This is a genomic window from Oceanobacillus halotolerans, from assembly GCF_010993955.1.
GTDB lineage: Bacteria > Bacillota > Bacilli > Bacillales > Amphibacillaceae > Oceanibacillus_A > Oceanibacillus_A halotolerans.
Window position 1 is genome coordinate 373,320 of sequence record NZ_WIXL01000001.1, and the last position, 16,681, is coordinate 390,000.

The 16,681-nt window shown below is 38.2% G+C and carries 16 protein-coding genes; 15 read left to right on the top strand and 1 reads right to left on the bottom strand.

Going from position 1 to position 16,681, the window contains the following annotated elements:
- The first annotated feature begins 104 nt into the window (after positions 1–104).
- The 12 genes from atpF to GHC26_RS01735 all read left to right on the top strand — a co-directional run bounded on the left by atpF (position 105) and on the right by GHC26_RS01735 (position 12,380).
- A complete protein-coding gene (atpF, locus tag GHC26_RS01680) occupies positions 105–632 on the top strand; it encodes a F0F1 ATP synthase subunit B (RefSeq protein ID WP_226376816.1) in 528 nt (175 codons plus the stop codon).
- Positions 629–1,177, top strand: a complete 549-nt coding sequence (locus tag GHC26_RS01685; RefSeq protein ID WP_163969505.1) for a F0F1 ATP synthase subunit delta — start codon at positions 629–631, stop codon at positions 1,175–1,177. Before atpF ends, GHC26_RS01685 begins: the two co-directional genes overlap by 4 nt.
- Before the next feature lie 18 nt (positions 1,178–1,195).
- Positions 1,196–2,707: a F0F1 ATP synthase subunit alpha gene (gene atpA / locus GHC26_RS01690; RefSeq protein ID WP_163969506.1), complete on the top strand. Its 1,512-nt coding sequence runs from the start codon at positions 1,196–1,198 to the stop codon at positions 2,705–2,707.
- Positions 2,708–2,827: 120 nt separating this feature from the next.
- The gene (gene atpG, locus GHC26_RS01695) at positions 2,828–3,685 is read left to right on the top strand and encodes an ATP synthase F1 subunit gamma (protein ID WP_163969507.1); all 858 of its coding nucleotides are present in this window, start codon (positions 2,828–2,830) and stop codon (positions 3,683–3,685) included.
- Positions 3,686–3,722: 37 nt separating this feature from the next.
- Positions 3,723–5,135, top strand: coding sequence for a F0F1 ATP synthase subunit beta (gene atpD, locus GHC26_RS01700; protein ID WP_163969508.1), 1,413 nt, complete (start codon positions 3,723–3,725; stop codon positions 5,133–5,135).
- 93 nt (positions 5,136–5,228) lie between these two features.
- Positions 5,229–5,624: a F0F1 ATP synthase subunit epsilon gene (locus GHC26_RS01705; RefSeq protein WP_163969509.1), complete on the top strand. Its 396-nt coding sequence runs from the start codon at positions 5,229–5,231 to the stop codon at positions 5,622–5,624.
- 585 nt (positions 5,625–6,209) lie between these two features.
- Complete coding sequence (locus tag GHC26_RS01710; protein WP_163969510.1) at positions 6,210–6,440, top strand: DUF1146 family protein; 231 nt, start codon at positions 6,210–6,212, stop codon at positions 6,438–6,440.
- A 202-nt stretch (positions 6,441–6,642) separates the two neighbouring features.
- Positions 6,643–7,362, top strand: coding sequence for a YwmB family TATA-box binding protein (locus GHC26_RS01715; protein WP_163969511.1), 720 nt, complete (start codon positions 6,643–6,645; stop codon positions 7,360–7,362).
- A gap of 34 nt (positions 7,363–7,396) precedes the next feature.
- A complete protein-coding gene (gene murA, locus GHC26_RS01720; protein ID WP_163969512.1) occupies positions 7,397–8,725 on the top strand; it encodes a UDP-N-acetylglucosamine 1-carboxyvinyltransferase in 1,329 nt (442 codons plus the stop codon).
- Between the two features lie 1,073 nt (positions 8,726–9,798).
- Positions 9,799–10,623, top strand: a complete 825-nt coding sequence (locus tag GHC26_RS01725; protein WP_163969513.1) for a M55 family metallopeptidase — start codon at positions 9,799–9,801, stop codon at positions 10,621–10,623.
- Between the two features lie 9 nt (positions 10,624–10,632).
- Positions 10,633–11,466: a serine hydrolase gene (locus GHC26_RS01730; protein WP_226376817.1), complete on the top strand. Its 834-nt coding sequence runs from the start codon at positions 10,633–10,635 to the stop codon at positions 11,464–11,466.
- Complete coding sequence (locus GHC26_RS01735; RefSeq protein ID WP_205599186.1) at positions 11,463–12,380, top strand: S66 peptidase family protein; 918 nt, start codon at positions 11,463–11,465, stop codon at positions 12,378–12,380. The genes GHC26_RS01730 and GHC26_RS01735 overlap by 4 nt, the downstream gene beginning before the upstream one ends.
- A gap of 51 nt (positions 12,381–12,431) precedes the next feature.
- Here the strand turns inward: GHC26_RS01735 and GHC26_RS01740 are convergent, their stop codons facing one another.
- Positions 12,432–12,797: a DUF3899 domain-containing protein gene (locus GHC26_RS01740; protein ID WP_163969516.1), complete on the bottom strand. Its 366-nt coding sequence runs from the start codon at positions 12,795–12,797 to the stop codon at positions 12,432–12,434.
- A gap of 128 nt (positions 12,798–12,925) precedes the next feature.
- Between GHC26_RS01740 and GHC26_RS01745 the strand changes: the two genes are divergently transcribed.
- The 3 genes from GHC26_RS01745 (at position 12,926) to opp3C (ending at position 16,668) form a co-directional block, all read left to right on the top strand.
- Positions 12,926–14,605 carry a peptide ABC transporter substrate-binding protein gene (locus GHC26_RS01745; RefSeq protein WP_163969517.1) on the top strand — a complete coding sequence of 560 codons (1,680 nt, stop codon included), beginning with the start codon at positions 12,926–12,928 and terminating at the stop codon, positions 14,603–14,605.
- Positions 14,606–14,729: 124 nt separating this feature from the next.
- Complete coding sequence (gene opp3b / locus GHC26_RS01750) at positions 14,730–15,665, top strand: oligopeptide ABC transporter permease (RefSeq protein ID WP_163969518.1); 936 nt, start codon at positions 14,730–14,732, stop codon at positions 15,663–15,665.
- On the top strand, positions 15,658–16,668 hold the full coding sequence (gene opp3C, locus GHC26_RS01755) for an oligopeptide ABC transporter permease (RefSeq protein ID WP_226376818.1): 1,011 nt from the start codon (positions 15,658–15,660) through the stop codon (positions 16,666–16,668). Before opp3b ends, opp3C begins: the two co-directional genes overlap by 8 nt.
- The last annotated feature ends 13 nt before the right edge of the window (positions 16,669–16,681 follow it).

The following is a 16,681-nucleotide window of genomic DNA, read 5'->3' on the forward strand; positions in this document are numbered from 1 at the left end:
ATCTTCTAAGAACCTTCGCCGTTGTTTCATGATTAGATAATAGTTAGAAAAGACAAAAAAATGTATATAAATATTCACTTATCACGGTGAAAGGAGTGAATACGGTGCAAGGATTCTATGAATTCCCTATTATATATGCTTCACTTGGAGGTCTCTATGTTGGAGATATGCTAATGCAATTGTTTTTCTTTATTGTATTACTCTTATTAGTGAAGAAATTCGCTTGGGGTCCAGTGATGAACATGATGCAAAAGCGTGAAGATTATATTGCTGGAGAAATCGAAGCGGCAGAGAAAAGTCGTCAAGAAGCTGAAAAAGCAACAGAAGAGGCAACAGTCCAATTGAAACAAACGAAACAAGAAGCACAAAAGATTATTGAAGATGCAAAAAACGCTGGTGCCAACCAAGAACGCGATATTGTTGAAAATGCGCGTCAAGAAGCGGAGCGTATTAAAAAGTCAGCACAAGAAGAAATTCAAAATGAAAAAGAAAAAGCAGTACAAGCACTTCAAGATCAAGTGGCTTCCTTGTCTGTCTTAATTGCAAGTAAAGTAATTGAGAAAGAAGTAAGCGCACAGGATCAAGAACAATTGATCGAAGAATACATTAAAGAGATAGGAGAAGAGCGATGAGTGAACGAGTAGTAGCCAAACGTTATGCAGATGCTCTTTTTCAGCTCGGTAATGAAAAATCAAATTTGGATCAACTTGTTGAAGAATTCCGTGTCGTTCGAGACATTTTCCAAAGCAATCAAGAACTTGTACCATTCCTGAAACATCCTCGTATTGCGGTCGCAACGAAAAAGGCGTTTTTAGAAGAGGCCCTTTTCGAACAAATATCAGTGGACGTGATTCGTACATTAAAACTACTCGTTGATAGGCATCGAATAGAACATGTACCAGCAATAGTAGACCACTTTATTGATCGTGTTAATGAGGCTAAAGGAATTGCAGAAGTAACCGTATATTCTGTACGAGAATTAACGGATGAACATAAACAGGAGCTTGAAAGCACATTTGCGAAGCGTTTTAATAAAGAAACAATTCAGTTAGAAAATGTGGTCGATCCAAGTCTTATCGGTGGTTTAAAAATCCGTATGGGTAATACGATCCTTGATGGATCAATTAGTGGTAAATTACGCCGTATCGAGCGGAATATTGTAACAGTAAACAATTGAAGATAGGGGTGAAATGGTATGAGCATCAAAGCTGAAGAAATCAGTTCACTGATTAAACAGCAAATTGAGAATTATGACGCTGAAATTGAAGTTAATGATGTCGGCACAGTTATTGAGATCGGTGACGGGATCGCTCGTGCTCATGGACTTGACGATGTCATGTCTGGTGAGTTAGTTGAGTTTTCAAATGGTGTTATGGGGATGGCCCAAAACTTGGAAGAATCCAATGTCGGGATCGTTATCCTCGGACCATATACAGAAATTAAAGAAGGCGATGAAGTTCGTCGTACAGGAAGAATTATGCAAGTACCGGTTGGAGAGGAGTTACTAGGAAGAGTTGTAAATCCTCTAGGTCAAGCAATTGATGGGAAAGGCCCGATCGAAACATCAAAAACACGCCCAATTGAATCAGCTGCTCCAGGTGTTATGGCACGTAAATCAGTTGATGAACCATTGCAAACTGGGATCAAAGCGATTGATGCACTTGTACCAATTGGCCGTGGTCAGCGTGAGTTAATTATCGGGGACCGCCAAACTGGTAAAACAACCGTAGCAGTTGATACGATCATAAATCAAAAAGATCAAGACATGGTCTGTATCTATGTTGCGATTGGACAAAAAGAATCTACCGTTCGTGGAACAGTAGAAACATTCCGTCGTTACGGTGCACTAGATTATACAATCGTTGTATCTGCAGGTGCGTCTGAACCAGCTCCATTGTCATACCTCGCTCCATATGCTGGTGTATCAATGGGTGAAGACTTTATGTATAACGGAAAACACGTGCTTGTTGTTTATGATGACTTAACCAAACAAGCTGCAGCATATCGTGAACTTTCCTTATTATTACGTCGTCCTCCAGGTCGTGAAGCATTCCCAGGGGATGTATTCTACTTGCACTCACGTTTATTAGAACGTGCGGCAAAATTAAATGATGATTTAGGTGGCGGATCACTAACAGCACTACCATTTGTGGAAACACAAGCTGGTGATATTGGTGCTTATATTCCAACAAACGTTATTTCGATTACAGATGGACAGATTTTCCTACAATCTGATCTATTCTTCTCTGGTGTACGACCAGCGATCAATGCTGGGCTTTCTGTATCTCGTGTAGGTGGTTCAGCTCAAATCAAAGCGATGAAGAAGGTAGCAGGTACATTAAGACTAGACCTAGCATCCTTCCGTGAGCTAGAGGCATTCGCACAATTCGGTTCAGATTTGGATAAAGCTACACAAGCAAAACTGAACCGAGGGGAACGAACTGTAGAAGTATTGAAACAAGGATTGCATAAACCATTAGTTGTTGAAAAACAAGTAATGATCATTTATGCCCTAACAAATGGCTTTTTAGATGATATTCCAACTGAAGATATTACACGTTTTGAAGAAGAATTCCATCTATGGTTAGATGAAAACCGTAAAGAATTACTAGCATCTATTCGTGAAACTGGTCAACTACCAGAAAAAGAAGATTTAAATGATGCAGTAGAATCCTTTAAGAAAACATTCTTACCATCCGAAAAATAGAATGTATTGGGATCAAATAAATTAAAGTGAAGAACAAGGGAAAAGAGTTAATAGAAAGTGCAAGATTGAAATCGTGCTCTTTCTAAACTCTAACCTAGTCAGAAAGTGTGGTGAAAAAGCTTGGCATCACTTCGGGACATAAAAAATCGGATCGATTCAACAACGAAAACAAAACAAATCACCAGTGCAATGGAACTTGTTTCTGCCTCCAAAATGTCAAAGGCGGAACAAAATGCTCGTTCATTTGTACCGTATAGTGAAAAGATAAAAGAAGTGGTTGCAAGTATTGCTAGTAACAATGTGGATGCTAGCCATCCAATGTTAGAGCATCGGGAAGTGAAAAAGACAGGGTACCTTGTCATCACATCTGACCGAGGCCTAGCAGGTGCTTTCAATAGTAATGTGTTAAAAGCGTTACTTAAGGCAGTACAGGAACGACACAATTCAACAGATGAATATACGGTGATTGCAATAGGTCGAGTTGGTTATGAATTTTGCAGAAAACAAAATATGCCAGTAGCCAAAAGTATTATTGGTTTAAGTGACCAACCAGACTTTGTCGATATTAAGGAGCTTGCCTCGGAAACCGTACAAATGTTTAGTGATGAAGAAATTGATGAGTTAACGATTTTCTATAATCACTATGTTAGTGCTATTTCCCAGAAGGTAACAGAAGACAAATTACTACCGATTGGTGAAATTGATTCATCAACTTCAACCAGTCAGTATGAGTATGAGCCAAATCAAGAGCAGATTTTAGAAGTGCTCTTGCCACAATATGCAGAAAGTCTAATATATGGCGCATTATTAGACAGTAAAGCAAGTGAACACGCAGCACGTATGACTGCAATGCGTAGTGCAACAGACAATGCGGAAGAGTTAATTGATGATTTAACATTGTCATATAACCGTGCACGCCAAGCAGCGATTACACAAGAAATTACAGAAATTATTGGTGGGGTTTCAGCGTTAGAATAACTCCTTTGCCAAGATAAGTTAGTTAGGAGGGAAATTGATGTCGAAAGGGCAAGTTACACAAGTAATGGGACCTGTTGTTGACGTAAAATTCGAAGACGGCCAGCTTCCAGACATTTATAATGCATTAACTGTCCAAAGTGAAGCAGCTTCCGATTCAGAAGTAAGTGTTGATTTGACAATGGAAGTAGCACTTCATCTTGGTGATAATACGGTTCGTACCATCGCAATGGGATCTACTGATGGTGTCAAACGTGGCATGGAAGTAGAAGACTTAGGAGCATCGATCTCTGTCCCTGTTGGGGAAAAAACATTAGGACGTGTATTTAACGTTCTTGGTGATAATATTGATTTAGATGAACCATTAGGTGATGATGTTCGCCGCGATCCAATTCACCGTCAATCACCAGAATTTGAAAATCTAGCAACTGATACGGAAATTTTGGAAACAGGAATTAAAGTAGTTGACTTATTAGCACCTTATATTAAAGGTGGTAAAATCGGCTTATTCGGTGGTGCTGGTGTAGGTAAAACCGTTTTAATTCAGGAGCTTATTAACAACATCGCACAAGAACACGGTGGTATTTCCGTATTCGCTGGTGTTGGGGAACGTACACGTGAAGGGAACGACCTTTACTTTGAAATGAAAGATTCAGGCGTTATCACAAAAACAGCGATGGTATTCGGACAAATGAACGAGCCACCTGGTGCACGTATGCGTGTTGCATTAACAGGTTTAACAATGGCAGAATACTTCCGTGATGAACAAGGACAAGACGTATTGTTATTTATCGATAATATTTATCGTTTTACCCAAGCAGGTTCAGAGGTATCCGCGTTACTCGGCCGTATGCCATCTGCCGTTGGTTACCAACCAACACTTGCAACCGAAATGGGTCAATTGCAAGAGCGTATCACATCAACCAATAAAGGTTCTGTAACATCGATTCAGGCTGTTTATGTACCTGCCGATGACTATACAGACCCTGCACCTGCAACGACATTTGCGCACTTGGATGCGACAACAAACTTAGACCGTAAACTTTCAGAACAAGGGATTTATCCAGCGGTGGATCCATTAGCATCTACATCCCGTGCATTAGACCCAGAAATTGTTGGGGATGAGCACTATGAAGTAGCACGTGAAGTACAACAAACACTTCAAAAATACCGTGAATTGCAAGATATCATTGCGATCTTAGGTATGGATGAACTTTCGGATGAGGATAAACAAACAGTAGCACGAGCACGTCGTATACAGTTCTTCTTATCACAGAACTTCCACGTAGCAGAACAGTTTACTGGTCAACCTGGTTCCTATGTACCTGTACAAGAAACGGTTAAAGGATTTAGAGAAATCCTTGATGGGAAGTATGATGACCTACCAGAGGATGCATTCCGTCTAGTAGGAAGTATTGAAGCAGTAGTTGAAAAGGCAAAAGAAATGGAATAATATAGGAAGGCATTTAGTAGAGGCAGCGGATTACGTTATGAAATAATTCGTTACGAAATATCTTAATCCTCTACCAGATTAGGAGGGGTTACATTGAAAACACTAACTGTGAGTGTTGTTACTCCTGATGGCCCAGTATTAGAAGATCGTTTTGAAATGGTTAGCTGTAGGGCAGAAAATGGAGAATTAGGTATTTTGCCTGGTCATATCCCATTAGTTGCTCCATTGACGATAAGTTCTGTTCGTCTTAAGCGGGAAAATAATACCGAACAACTTGCTGTCAATGGCGGATTTTTGGAAGTGCGTCCAGATAAAGTAACAATTCTTGCACAAACTGCAGAAAAACCTTCCGAAATCGACGTTCAGCGTGCAAAAGAAGCAAAAGAACGTGCACAACGACGCCTTCAGTCAAAACAAGACGATATTGATTTTAAACGGGCTGAATTAGCACTCAAGCGAGCAATTAATCGATTAGATGTTAGTCATTAAAAAGATATTCGGATAATGTATCTATATATTTCCGAATCGTCGTTTTCGTACTAATTAATTACTAAAATCTCTTGTAACTGAATGATAGTTACAAGAGATTTTTTGTTCTGGCTTTTCTGGGTGGGGTGTTTTGATTCACCTAGACTCGAACGTTAGTTTAGGATGGCACAGGTGTGGAAACTGAACCATTGGATACGAAAACTGAACCTCGGGCCATGACGACCGAACCACGTATAGCTAAAACTGAACCCGAGGCTAGGACGACTGGACCTCAGAATATGACACCTGAACCCCAAGGTCCTAGGTCCTAGCCGGCTTTGTCGGAAACAGAATGACATAGAATGACAACAATATCATTTTCTACTAAAAACGCGGTTATCTCCTTTAAAATAAAAGTTAAACCGTAATACTTTGTCGATATTTCCCAGGAAATTCGTTTCTTCTGCAATCTTTTACAAAAACAGCCAAAACAGGTATCTCCTATAGGTGTTTTCTCCTAAGCAATTCGTTGACAATTAGTAAGATACATGGCAAAGTAAAAGTTATAACCTAGCAAATTATTATGGATATATAAGGTGGTTTTTCATGTTTTCTATTGGGCAAATAGCTATCACAAGTATGATTTCACATTTACTGTTTATCTTTGTTACTTGGCAAGTGATCCAGACCATTAATATTGACCCACTTATTCGAAAAGGAAAAGGAAAAGAAGCGAAAATATTATTAGTATTTATTGCGATCATTATTGGCTCAGGTGTCAGTCGGTTTTTCCTCGAATTCCTTCAATGGTCACAAGACCTTACCTATTTATTTTAATTAGGATATTAAATAGGGCTCGAAAATAGACTACATCGAATGGTCTCAATTCATGTAAAATAGCTTAAAAGTGAATAAGTTCCTCAGCCTCTTTTGCATGAACAACGTAAACTAGCAATCTAGTATATGTCGAAATTTCATATGTATGTAATAGATTCCTTCCGTTCACACTATAAGTATAGTAGAACAGGGAGGTTTTTTTATGAAAAAGCAATTATTTCTATTTATAACGATATGTTTTCTGTTTATACCACATCTATCATTGGCTCAACACCCTGATAGAGATGAATTAATAGATATAGCTACATATACATTAGCCCAAGGTCTAGGTATCGATGAGTGGGAAGTTACGATAAAGGAACATATAGATCGTGAAGAGGTGAAGGAAACAATCGACCAGCTAAAAAATAGTTATAAGGCCTCTAGAAAAGAAGATGATAACAGTATAGAATATTCATTTAGAGACATTAGACCATCAAATGAACTGGAATCATTCATAAAACTCATCATTCCGAAAGAACAACAGTATAAAGTGGAGCTTGTTGCAGTAGTTGAGGGTAATACGTGGAATGATTCGATTGAGGAAGACTACGAATCAACAAAAAATAATATATTGCAACAGTATTTTACAGCCTCTGCCAAAATATTTTCTTGTTTGACTACTACGAAACATGATATAATCGATAGTGTTTATTTTTTGAAAGAGTTTTATTCGGATTTTCAATTTAATGAAATTAATAGACAGAATGATAGTGTAACGGGTTCTACTTATAAACAGATTATTTCGGGTCATACACCAAGATGGGATAATCAAATTATGCTATTAGAGGAACCAATGAATATGGAATTAGTGGTAAAAAAAACACATAATCAACAAGAAAAAATCACAATTGGAACACCTATCCTAATAAATGAATACTAATATAGGGAAAACAGATCTGAAGGGGATTTGAAATATGGAAAAAATCATCGTAAGAGGCGGGAATCAACTGAACGGTACCGTAAAAGTCGAAGGTGCCAAAAATGCAGTATTACCCGTTATTACTGCGAGTATTCTTGCGAGTAAAGGCAAAAGTGTCATTACAGAAGTTCCTGCTTTAGCTGATGTATATACAATTAATGAAGTATTACGTAATTTAAATGCAGATGTACAATTTGAAAATAACACGATTACAATTGATGCTTCAAAATCATTATTAACAGAGGCTCCATTCGAATATGTTAGTAAAATGCGAGCATCTGTCCTCGTATTAGGACCTTTACTAGCTCGTTATGGTCATGCAAATGTTGCTATGCCTGGTGGCTGTGCAATTGGCTCACGCCCAATTGATTTACATTTAAAAGGATTTGAAGCAATGGGAGCAGATGTCCATGTTGGCAATGGCTTTGTAGAACTTAATGTCGTTGGGCGTTTACAAGGTGCAAAAATCTATTTAGATATGCCAAGTGTTGGTGCAACAGAGAATATTATGATGGCAGCTACTTTGGCAGAAGGAACAACGGTTATTGAAAATTGTGCCAAAGAACCAGAAATTGTAGACCTTGCCAATTACTTAAATAAAATGGGTGCAAAAGTAGTTGGCGCAGGGACTGAAACGATCCGTATCAAGGGTGTGGATGAATTGCATGCCACCGAACACCCAATAATCCCAGATCGTGTCGAAGCAGGTACGTTTATGGTTGCTGCTGCAATTACTGGAGGAAACATCTTAATTGAAAACGCAGAAATGGAGCATCTACGTTCTGTTATCTCAAAATTAGAAGAAATGAACGTGATGATAAAGCCTGAAAAAAATGGTATCCGCGTAATAGGACCTGAAACATTAAAATCAACAGATATCAAAACATTACCTCATCCTGGTTTTCCTACCGATATGCAATCCCAGTTGATGGCTTTAATGTTATGTGCGGAAGGTACTAGTATGATTACTGAAACCGTTTTTGAAAATCGTTTTATGCATGTGGAAGAATTTCGCCGTATGAACGCTAAAATGAAAATCGAAGGTAGAAGTGTCATTATTGAAGGCCCATGTGAATTACAAGGCGCTGAAGTTGCTGCGACCGATTTACGTGCAGCCGCAGCATTAATAATTGCTGGCCTTCGTGCAAATGGCTATACCCGTGTTACAGAATTAAAGCATCTTGATCGAGGCTATGTTGATTTTGCTGGTAAATTAAAGCAATTAGGTGCTAATATTGAGCGGATTGATGAAGACGGAAGTGTAATGAATCCAGTTGCCGAGTTGAATTATAGGAATTCTAAAATAGTCGCCAAGTTATCATAACAAATAGGAAATGTATCGTAAAACAGATGGTCATTAGGCCATCTGTTTTTTTGTTACACGTTAGGAAAGGATAAAATGTTAGCCAAGAAATGGACTCGACAATTAATTACGCATGGACCTTTTCGTTAAAGGATCTTTTCGCATACATTGTTTATTCTACGTCACATAATTTATATTATGTGCAGTAACTTGAGGTAATGGTTGGTGCATTTACCCGCTTCGGAAAAACACTACGCTTTCACCAGGGGCATAAGTGCGACATCTGTTCAAACTATTCGTTTTCACAGTGTCTACTTTACCGCAGGCGGCTGTTGAGCCTCCTCGTGCTACTCGTCTTTAGGGGTCTCACCTAGGCCTCTTCGACGAACAGGACGTTCTAGTGTCGGCGTTGGTCACAGGACGTGACCGACGTTAGCCGACGAACTGCAGGAGTCTCCATGTTTGTCCTCCGCTAGATTGAGGTGTTCTAATTTTCTTCATTACAAATTACAATGCGTAATTGATTCAAGCGAATAATAGAAAATTTAGCTACAGAACCTAATTACTTGTTAGTAAAACAATTCCAAGTAGCGGAAAATGCGAGACTCCTACGGGAAAAGGAACAGTCTGAAGACCCCACAGCGAGCGCTTTTTGCTCGCGATGTCTAACTTCAGCGCCTACACCCTCGAGGTCTTAAGTCAATCCTCTTTGTGGCAAAAACCGCCACACTGAGGCTTGGCTTAAGCTTGTCGGGTGTGACCAAGGCTCTTACGTTTTTCTATGAGAAGGCTGAAGCGTTCCCCGAGGGAAAGAAAACACTGTGAAAACGACCGTGGGAGTTTGAACAGATATTGCCCTTGTGCCCATGGTGAAAGCGAGTGTTTTCCGCTGCGATGGTTGACCACTCATCCTAAAAGGATGTAAGGAAACATGTTAAAACTATTGCGCATAATACATCTTATGTGCAATACATATTTAATACTAAAAAAGCAACAATCTTTTAGCTTGTTAGAAACAACTAATAATGTTTTCCACTCTATAATTATATGATAAGATTATAGAAGATTATGAAATATACAAAGGGGTTTTATTAATGAAACTATATATTTCTGTCGATATGGAAGGGATAACAGGATTGCCAGATTATACGTTCGTTGACCGTCATATGCATAACTATGAACGGGCACGAAAAATCATGACCGATGAAACAAATTATGTTGTAGAATCAGCTTTCAAGCATGGATGTAGGGAAGTGTTGGTTAATGATAGCCATTCTCAAATGAACAATATATTAGTAGATGAGTTGCATCCAGAGGCAAGTTTAATTACAGGAAATGCGAAACCATTTTCAATGGTACAAGGTCTTGATGATACCTATAATGGTGCCATGTTTGTAGGATACCATGCACGTGCAGGTCATTCTGGCGTTATGTCACATGCAATTAATCATACGGTACGAAATTTTTATATTAATGATCATGAAATTGGTGAACTTGGTTTTAATGCATATGTTGCAGGTTATTATGATGTACCCGTTTTATTGGTGGCTGGTGATGACCAAGCTACAAAAGAAGCAGAAGCATTAATACCAAATGTAACAACAGTAGCAGTAAAGGAAACGATATCTCGCTCAGCCGTTAAAACGATTACTCCGAAAAAAGCTGGTGTACGCTTGCAAGAAAGTGTACAGCAAGCATTAGCGAATCGCCATCAAGTTAGTCCACTTTCACCACCAGAAAAACCATTATTAAAGGCTGAATTTAATAACTACGGCCAAGCAGAAAGAGCAAGTCTTATGCCAGGAACTATCCTTATTCCAGAAACAACTACTGTCTCATTTCAAGCAAATGATATAGTAGAAGCCTACCAAGCTATGTTAGTGATGACACAATTAGCATCACAAACTACATTTTCATAGGGGGATATGATGAATCAGTTAAAAGTGGATATACAAGCGATTATAGAGGATTCTGGCGGTGAATGGGGAATCGCAATAGAAGACCTTCATACCAATGAAATTTTTACAGAACAGGCAGATCGTCCCTTCTATGCCGCTAGTATTATTAAAATACCTATTATGATTACGGTATTTAAACGATATGAGGATGGAGCTTTTACGTTAAGTGATAAGCTATCGCTAAAGCGAGAGGATATGGTTGGCGGATCTGGTGTGTTGCAACATATGACACCAGGTACACCACTTACGATTTATGATTTATTGATGTTGATGATCATCCAAAGCGATAATACTGCTACAAATATGTTAATTGACTTAGTAGGAACAAAGGAAATTCAACAAACATTGGATACAATTGGTGCTTTTAATAGTAAATTCTATAACAAGTTAATGATAGTTCCAGTTCAAAAAGAAGGATCCAATATAATCACAGCTAATGATATGACATTACTATTAAAACAATTAGTTAATGGTCAAATCATTTCCGTGCATGCCTGTCAGCAAATGATTAACATCATGAAGAAGCAACAAATTCGAGAAAGTTTACCAGGAAAGTTACCGCCATCTGAAAAGGGACGAATAGGTACACCAAAGAAATGGGAGCTAGCACATAAAACTGGAAATGTTACTAAGGTAAGGCATGATGTTGGTATTTTCTACGTAGGGAATAGAACATTAATTGCCTCTGTTCTTTCCCAAGGGATGAATGACCTTGTATCGAAGGAATTATTTCATGATATTGGCTTAGCGATTTTTAACTATTTGAATTCGGATGATCAAACTATGAAAAGAGGATGTCCATGATACGACCAGAACGTTTAAAAAAGGGTGACACAGTTGGGGTAATCGCACCTTCTGGACCACCAAATATAAAAGATGTTGAGAGTGCCGCCCATTTTTTTCGTGATTTAGGGTTACATGTAAGAATGGGAAAACATGTTGATAAAGTTCACGGGTATTTAGCTGGATCAGATCAACAACGACTAGAGGATTTGCATGCGATGATACAAGATCCGACTATTAAAGCGATTATTTTTGCTCGTGGTGGTTATGGTGCGGGACGAATTATAGCTGATATTGATTATTCCCTTATACAAGCTAACCCAAAAATCATTTGGGGATACAGTGATATTACGTATTTACATACAGCGATCCGTCAGCTGACAGGTCTTGTTACGTTTCACGGACCAATGTTGGCCTCTGATATTGCGAAAGAAAACTTTGATGGACTGACACAATCGATGTTCAACCAATTATTTGAACCATCTCAATTGATTTATTCGGAAAAGATATCTTCTTTAACGGTTTATAATGAAGGAGATGCAGAAGGAATTCTCGTTGGAGGAAATCTATCATTAGTGGTGAGTACATTAGGTACACCCTATGAAATCGATACAAAGGACAAGTTACTATTACTAGAAGATATTGATGAAGAACCATATCGTGTAGACAGTATGCTAAATCAATTAAGGTTAGCGGGTAAATTACAAGAAGCAGCAGGAATAGTAGTTGGCGATTTTGCAAAGGCCGAAGCCCAAATGGATTTATCCCTTTCATTAGAAGAAGTATTTCATGATTATTTTTCCAAACTGGATTGTCCAGTTTTAGAGGGCTTTCAAATTGGGCACTGTCTGCCACACATTGCGGTTCCATTAGGGGCTCCAGCTAACTTATCTACTAAGAAGAAAACGTTGATCGTTGAACCAGGTGTCTCCTAGAGATGAATGGTCTTAAACAAACGTTTGTTTAACGAAAAATTTTCAGTAGTGTTATGCAATCATAAATGAAATAACAGTCGACAAAATGACTAGTATTAAACCAGCAATTAAAACAGGGAAAGATATCGGAATTTTGACCCTATAGATAGGTTTATCGGAACTGCCCCGTTCGATGTCATTCACAACCTGCTCGGTTTTACTAATTTTTTTAAAAACATATCTTATGTTAGCTCTAAAGTTGTCAAAGAAACCTGCTTGGATAATAAATAAAATGGCCCCAATGATTGTAAAAAAAATGGAGCACAAAAACAGCGTATTTATCCAGTCAAGCATCGTTAATGTACCATCAAATAGATAGGTTAATCCTGTTGAAATAATTAGTAAAAGTGCGATAAAGGCCATAGTACATATAACCATTTGTTATACCACCTAGTTTGAAATATAAATCAATTATAAAGAATTATAAAAATTTAGTCTAGCTATATAAACAATTTTATGGTATTCTATAGGTGATTATTTCAGAAAATTTAGAAGGGGGAGTTTATTTGAAGAAGTTACTATTATTCCTACTTTTATCATCATTCTTGCTTCTTATTACAGCATGTAACTTTGGTGACGAAACATCGTCTGAACAGGATGGTGATGATGGAGCAACTGAAACAGAAAACGATAGTTCAGAAGAAGAAGGTACAAGTGATGAATCTAGTGGAGAAAAGGTTATTAATTTAGTTGAGGAATCTGATATTCCAACACTTGATTCATCACACGCACACGATGGCATAGGATTTACCGTATTAAATAATGTCAAAGAAGGACTATATCGTGGTGATGAAAACCATACCCCTCAGCTAGCAATGGCAGAGGATCACCAAGTAAGTGAAGATGGTACTGTCCATACCTTTACAATCCGTGATGCGCAATGGAGTAATGGGGATCCTGTTACAGCACATGACTTTGAATTTGCTTGGAAGCGTACATTTGAGGAAGTAGGACACTACAATGTCATGTTTGAAACGGCAAGTGTGCTAAACGCTACAGACATCATCAATGGGGATAAGTCTCCTGATGAACTAGGAGTAGAAGCAACTGATGATAAGACATTAGTTGTAACACTCGAAAATGCAAACGCTTTATTTAAACAACTATTAACATTCCCAACGTTCCTGCCACAAAATCAATCCTATGTTGAAGAAATGGGAGAAGATTATGGAACAGAAGCTGAAAATGTTTTATACAATGGTCCATTTGTATTAGATTCATGGAGTCATGATCAAGAATGGACCTATAAGAAAAATCCTGATTATTGGGATGCTTCAGCAGTTAATCTTGATCAAATTAATGTAAACGTTGTCAAAGAAACATCTACTGCAGTAAACCTTTGGGAAACAGAGGAAGTGGATCGTATTGAACTATCCTCCTCTTACGTTGACCAGTATACAGATGCTGAAGAATTTGAAGTAATTGAACTACCAGATATCGTATTTATGCGTTTTAACCATAACTTGGAGCAATTCCAAAATGCTAACGTACGTAAGGCGATCGATATGGCAATCGACAAAGAAGGGCTAACTAATACCATACTTAATGATGGTTCCCTACCATTAAATGGATTAGTACCATTAAACTTCTCTAATTCACCTGATAATCATGAGGACTTCCGAGAAATTAATGGACAATTTAATGAAGGGACAGTTGAAGATGCACAAGCATTATGGGAAGAAGGTTTATCTGAAATCGGAAGTGATGGATTTAATGTCGCATTAACGGTTTCGGATGATGAGAACCATCAGAAAGCTGCCGAGTATATCAAAAACCAGCTTGAGACGAATTTAGATGGATTGACAGTAGAGATTAACACTGTTCCATTCTCTGCTCGTCTAGAACAAGAAAAAGCCGTTGACTATGAAATGGTTATATCCACTTGGGGACCTGACTATAGTGACCCAATGACATTTATTGACATGTGGGTAACAGATGGTCCAGCTAACCGAATGGATTTTTCAAACGAGGAATATGATGAGCTTGTCCAACAAGCAAGAGTAGAAACTGATGCAGCAGCACGTTATGAACTACTACTTCAAGCTGAACAAATTCTAATGGATGAGATGCATATTGCGCCATTATACCAAGGTGCTTATTCCATGTTAACACGTACATTTGTAAAAGATGTCGTCCATCATCCAGCAGCACCTGAATGGGATTATAAATGGGCTGATGTAGAGTAACTAGATTTTTGGGAAAAGAGGATGCTGTGGTGTATCCTCTTTTCCATTATTCTTGTAACTTGTTCGGCGCGATAAATAGTACATAGACGGACACAACAAACAGGAAAAAAGGCGAGGTGAGATTATGCTCCGTTATATTTTACAACGCTCAGGATATATGATTGTAACATTATTTATTATCGTCACAATCACATTTTTCTTAATGCAACTATTACCTGGTACCCCTTTTAGTAACCCTGATAAATTAAGTGAACGCCAACTTGAATTAATGGAAGAAAAATATGGTCTTGATAAGCCAGTGCCGGTACAATATATAACCTACATTGGGAATCTACTCCAAGGAGATCTTGGTCTTTCCTTTCAATATGAAGGGCGAACAGTTGGAAGTATGATAGGGGAACGAATAGGCCCCTCCGCATTGATTGGTGGACAGGCTGTTGTAATCGGTCTATTACTAGGCGTTGTTTTAGGCGTTATTTCCGCCTTAAAACATAATAGTTTTCTAGACTATGGTTCTGTTTTCATCGCCGTTTTAGGCATGTCGATTCCTTCCTTTGTGTTTGCAGCTTTACTGCAATATTACATAGGTGTACGACTAGAATGGCTACCAGCAGCACTATGGAAGGACTATAGCCATTCCTTTTTGCCATCTATCGCTTTATCTGTTTTAGTTATTGCTACGGTAGCTCGTTTTATAAGGACAGAAATGCTCGAAGTACTGGGACAAGACTATGTGAATACTGCGAGAGCAAAAGGTATTGGGGAAGTGGTTGTCATTTTAAAACATGTTCTCCGTAATGCATTAATACCTGTTGTCACAGTACTTGGACCACTTGCTGTAAGTATTATGACTGGGACACTAGTAGTCGAAAAAATATTTGCGGTTCCAGGGTTAGGTGAACAGTTCACATTATCAATATTAGTCAATGACTATAGTGTCATTATGGGAATCACCTTATTCTATAGTGCATTATTTATCTTTATCGTATTTGTGGTTGATATTTTATACGGTGTTTTAGACCCGAGAATTAGAATTACAGGGGGGAAGAATGATGGCTAATCAGCGCAAGGAAATTACAGATGATTTATTTGTTCATGAACCCCTGGAGGAAGGAAAGGCAGAAGAGCTTTCTGAGTCACCTACTAGTTTTTGGAGGGAAGCACTTGGTCGTTTATTTAAAAACAAAGGTGCAGTGATGGGCTTAATTACCATTATTGTCATATCAGTTCTAGCAATAGCTGGTCCTATTATGAATAGCTATCACTACGATGACCAAGATATACTACGTTCTAACTTACCTCCACTAATCCCTGGCTTAGAATGGATGGGTCTAGATGGAACAAATGTGGATGGTGTTAATATATATGAACAACAAGGTGTTACGGATGCACCAGCATGGGCTGGTACAGATGAATTTGGCCGTGACCTATGGACGAGGGTATGGAAAGGTACGCAAATTTCCTTACTAATTGCATTAGTGGCAGCTTTCTTAGATCTTATGATTGGTGTAATCTATGGTGCTGCTTCTGGATTTTATGGTGGCAAAGTGGATGACATTATGCAACGAATTGTTGAAATATTAATCGGAATTCCAAATCTAATTCTAATCATATTATTCATCCTCATACTGGAGCCTGGTATTACGTCTATTATATTAGCATTAGTTATTACAGGCTGGGTTAATATGTCAAGGATTGTCCGAGGACAAATATTACAACTAAAGGGTCAAGAATTTGTACTTGCATCCCGTGCACTAGGATCATCTAATAAACAGTTATTATGGAAACACCTTATTCCGAATGTTGTAGGTCCAATTATTGTCACATTAATGTTTACTATTCCAACCGCTATTTTCTTTGAAGCATTTTTAAGCTTTATTGGTCTCGGTTTACAGCCACCACTTGCATCATTAGGAACGTTAATCGAGGATGGGTATCAAGAAATGAGGTATTTTGCCTATAAACTTATATTCCCAGCTATTGTGATCAGTGCAATCATGATTAGCTTTAATGTTTTAGGTGATGGACTTCGCGATGCCTTAGATCCAAAAATGAGAAAATAATTAAGGGGGACAA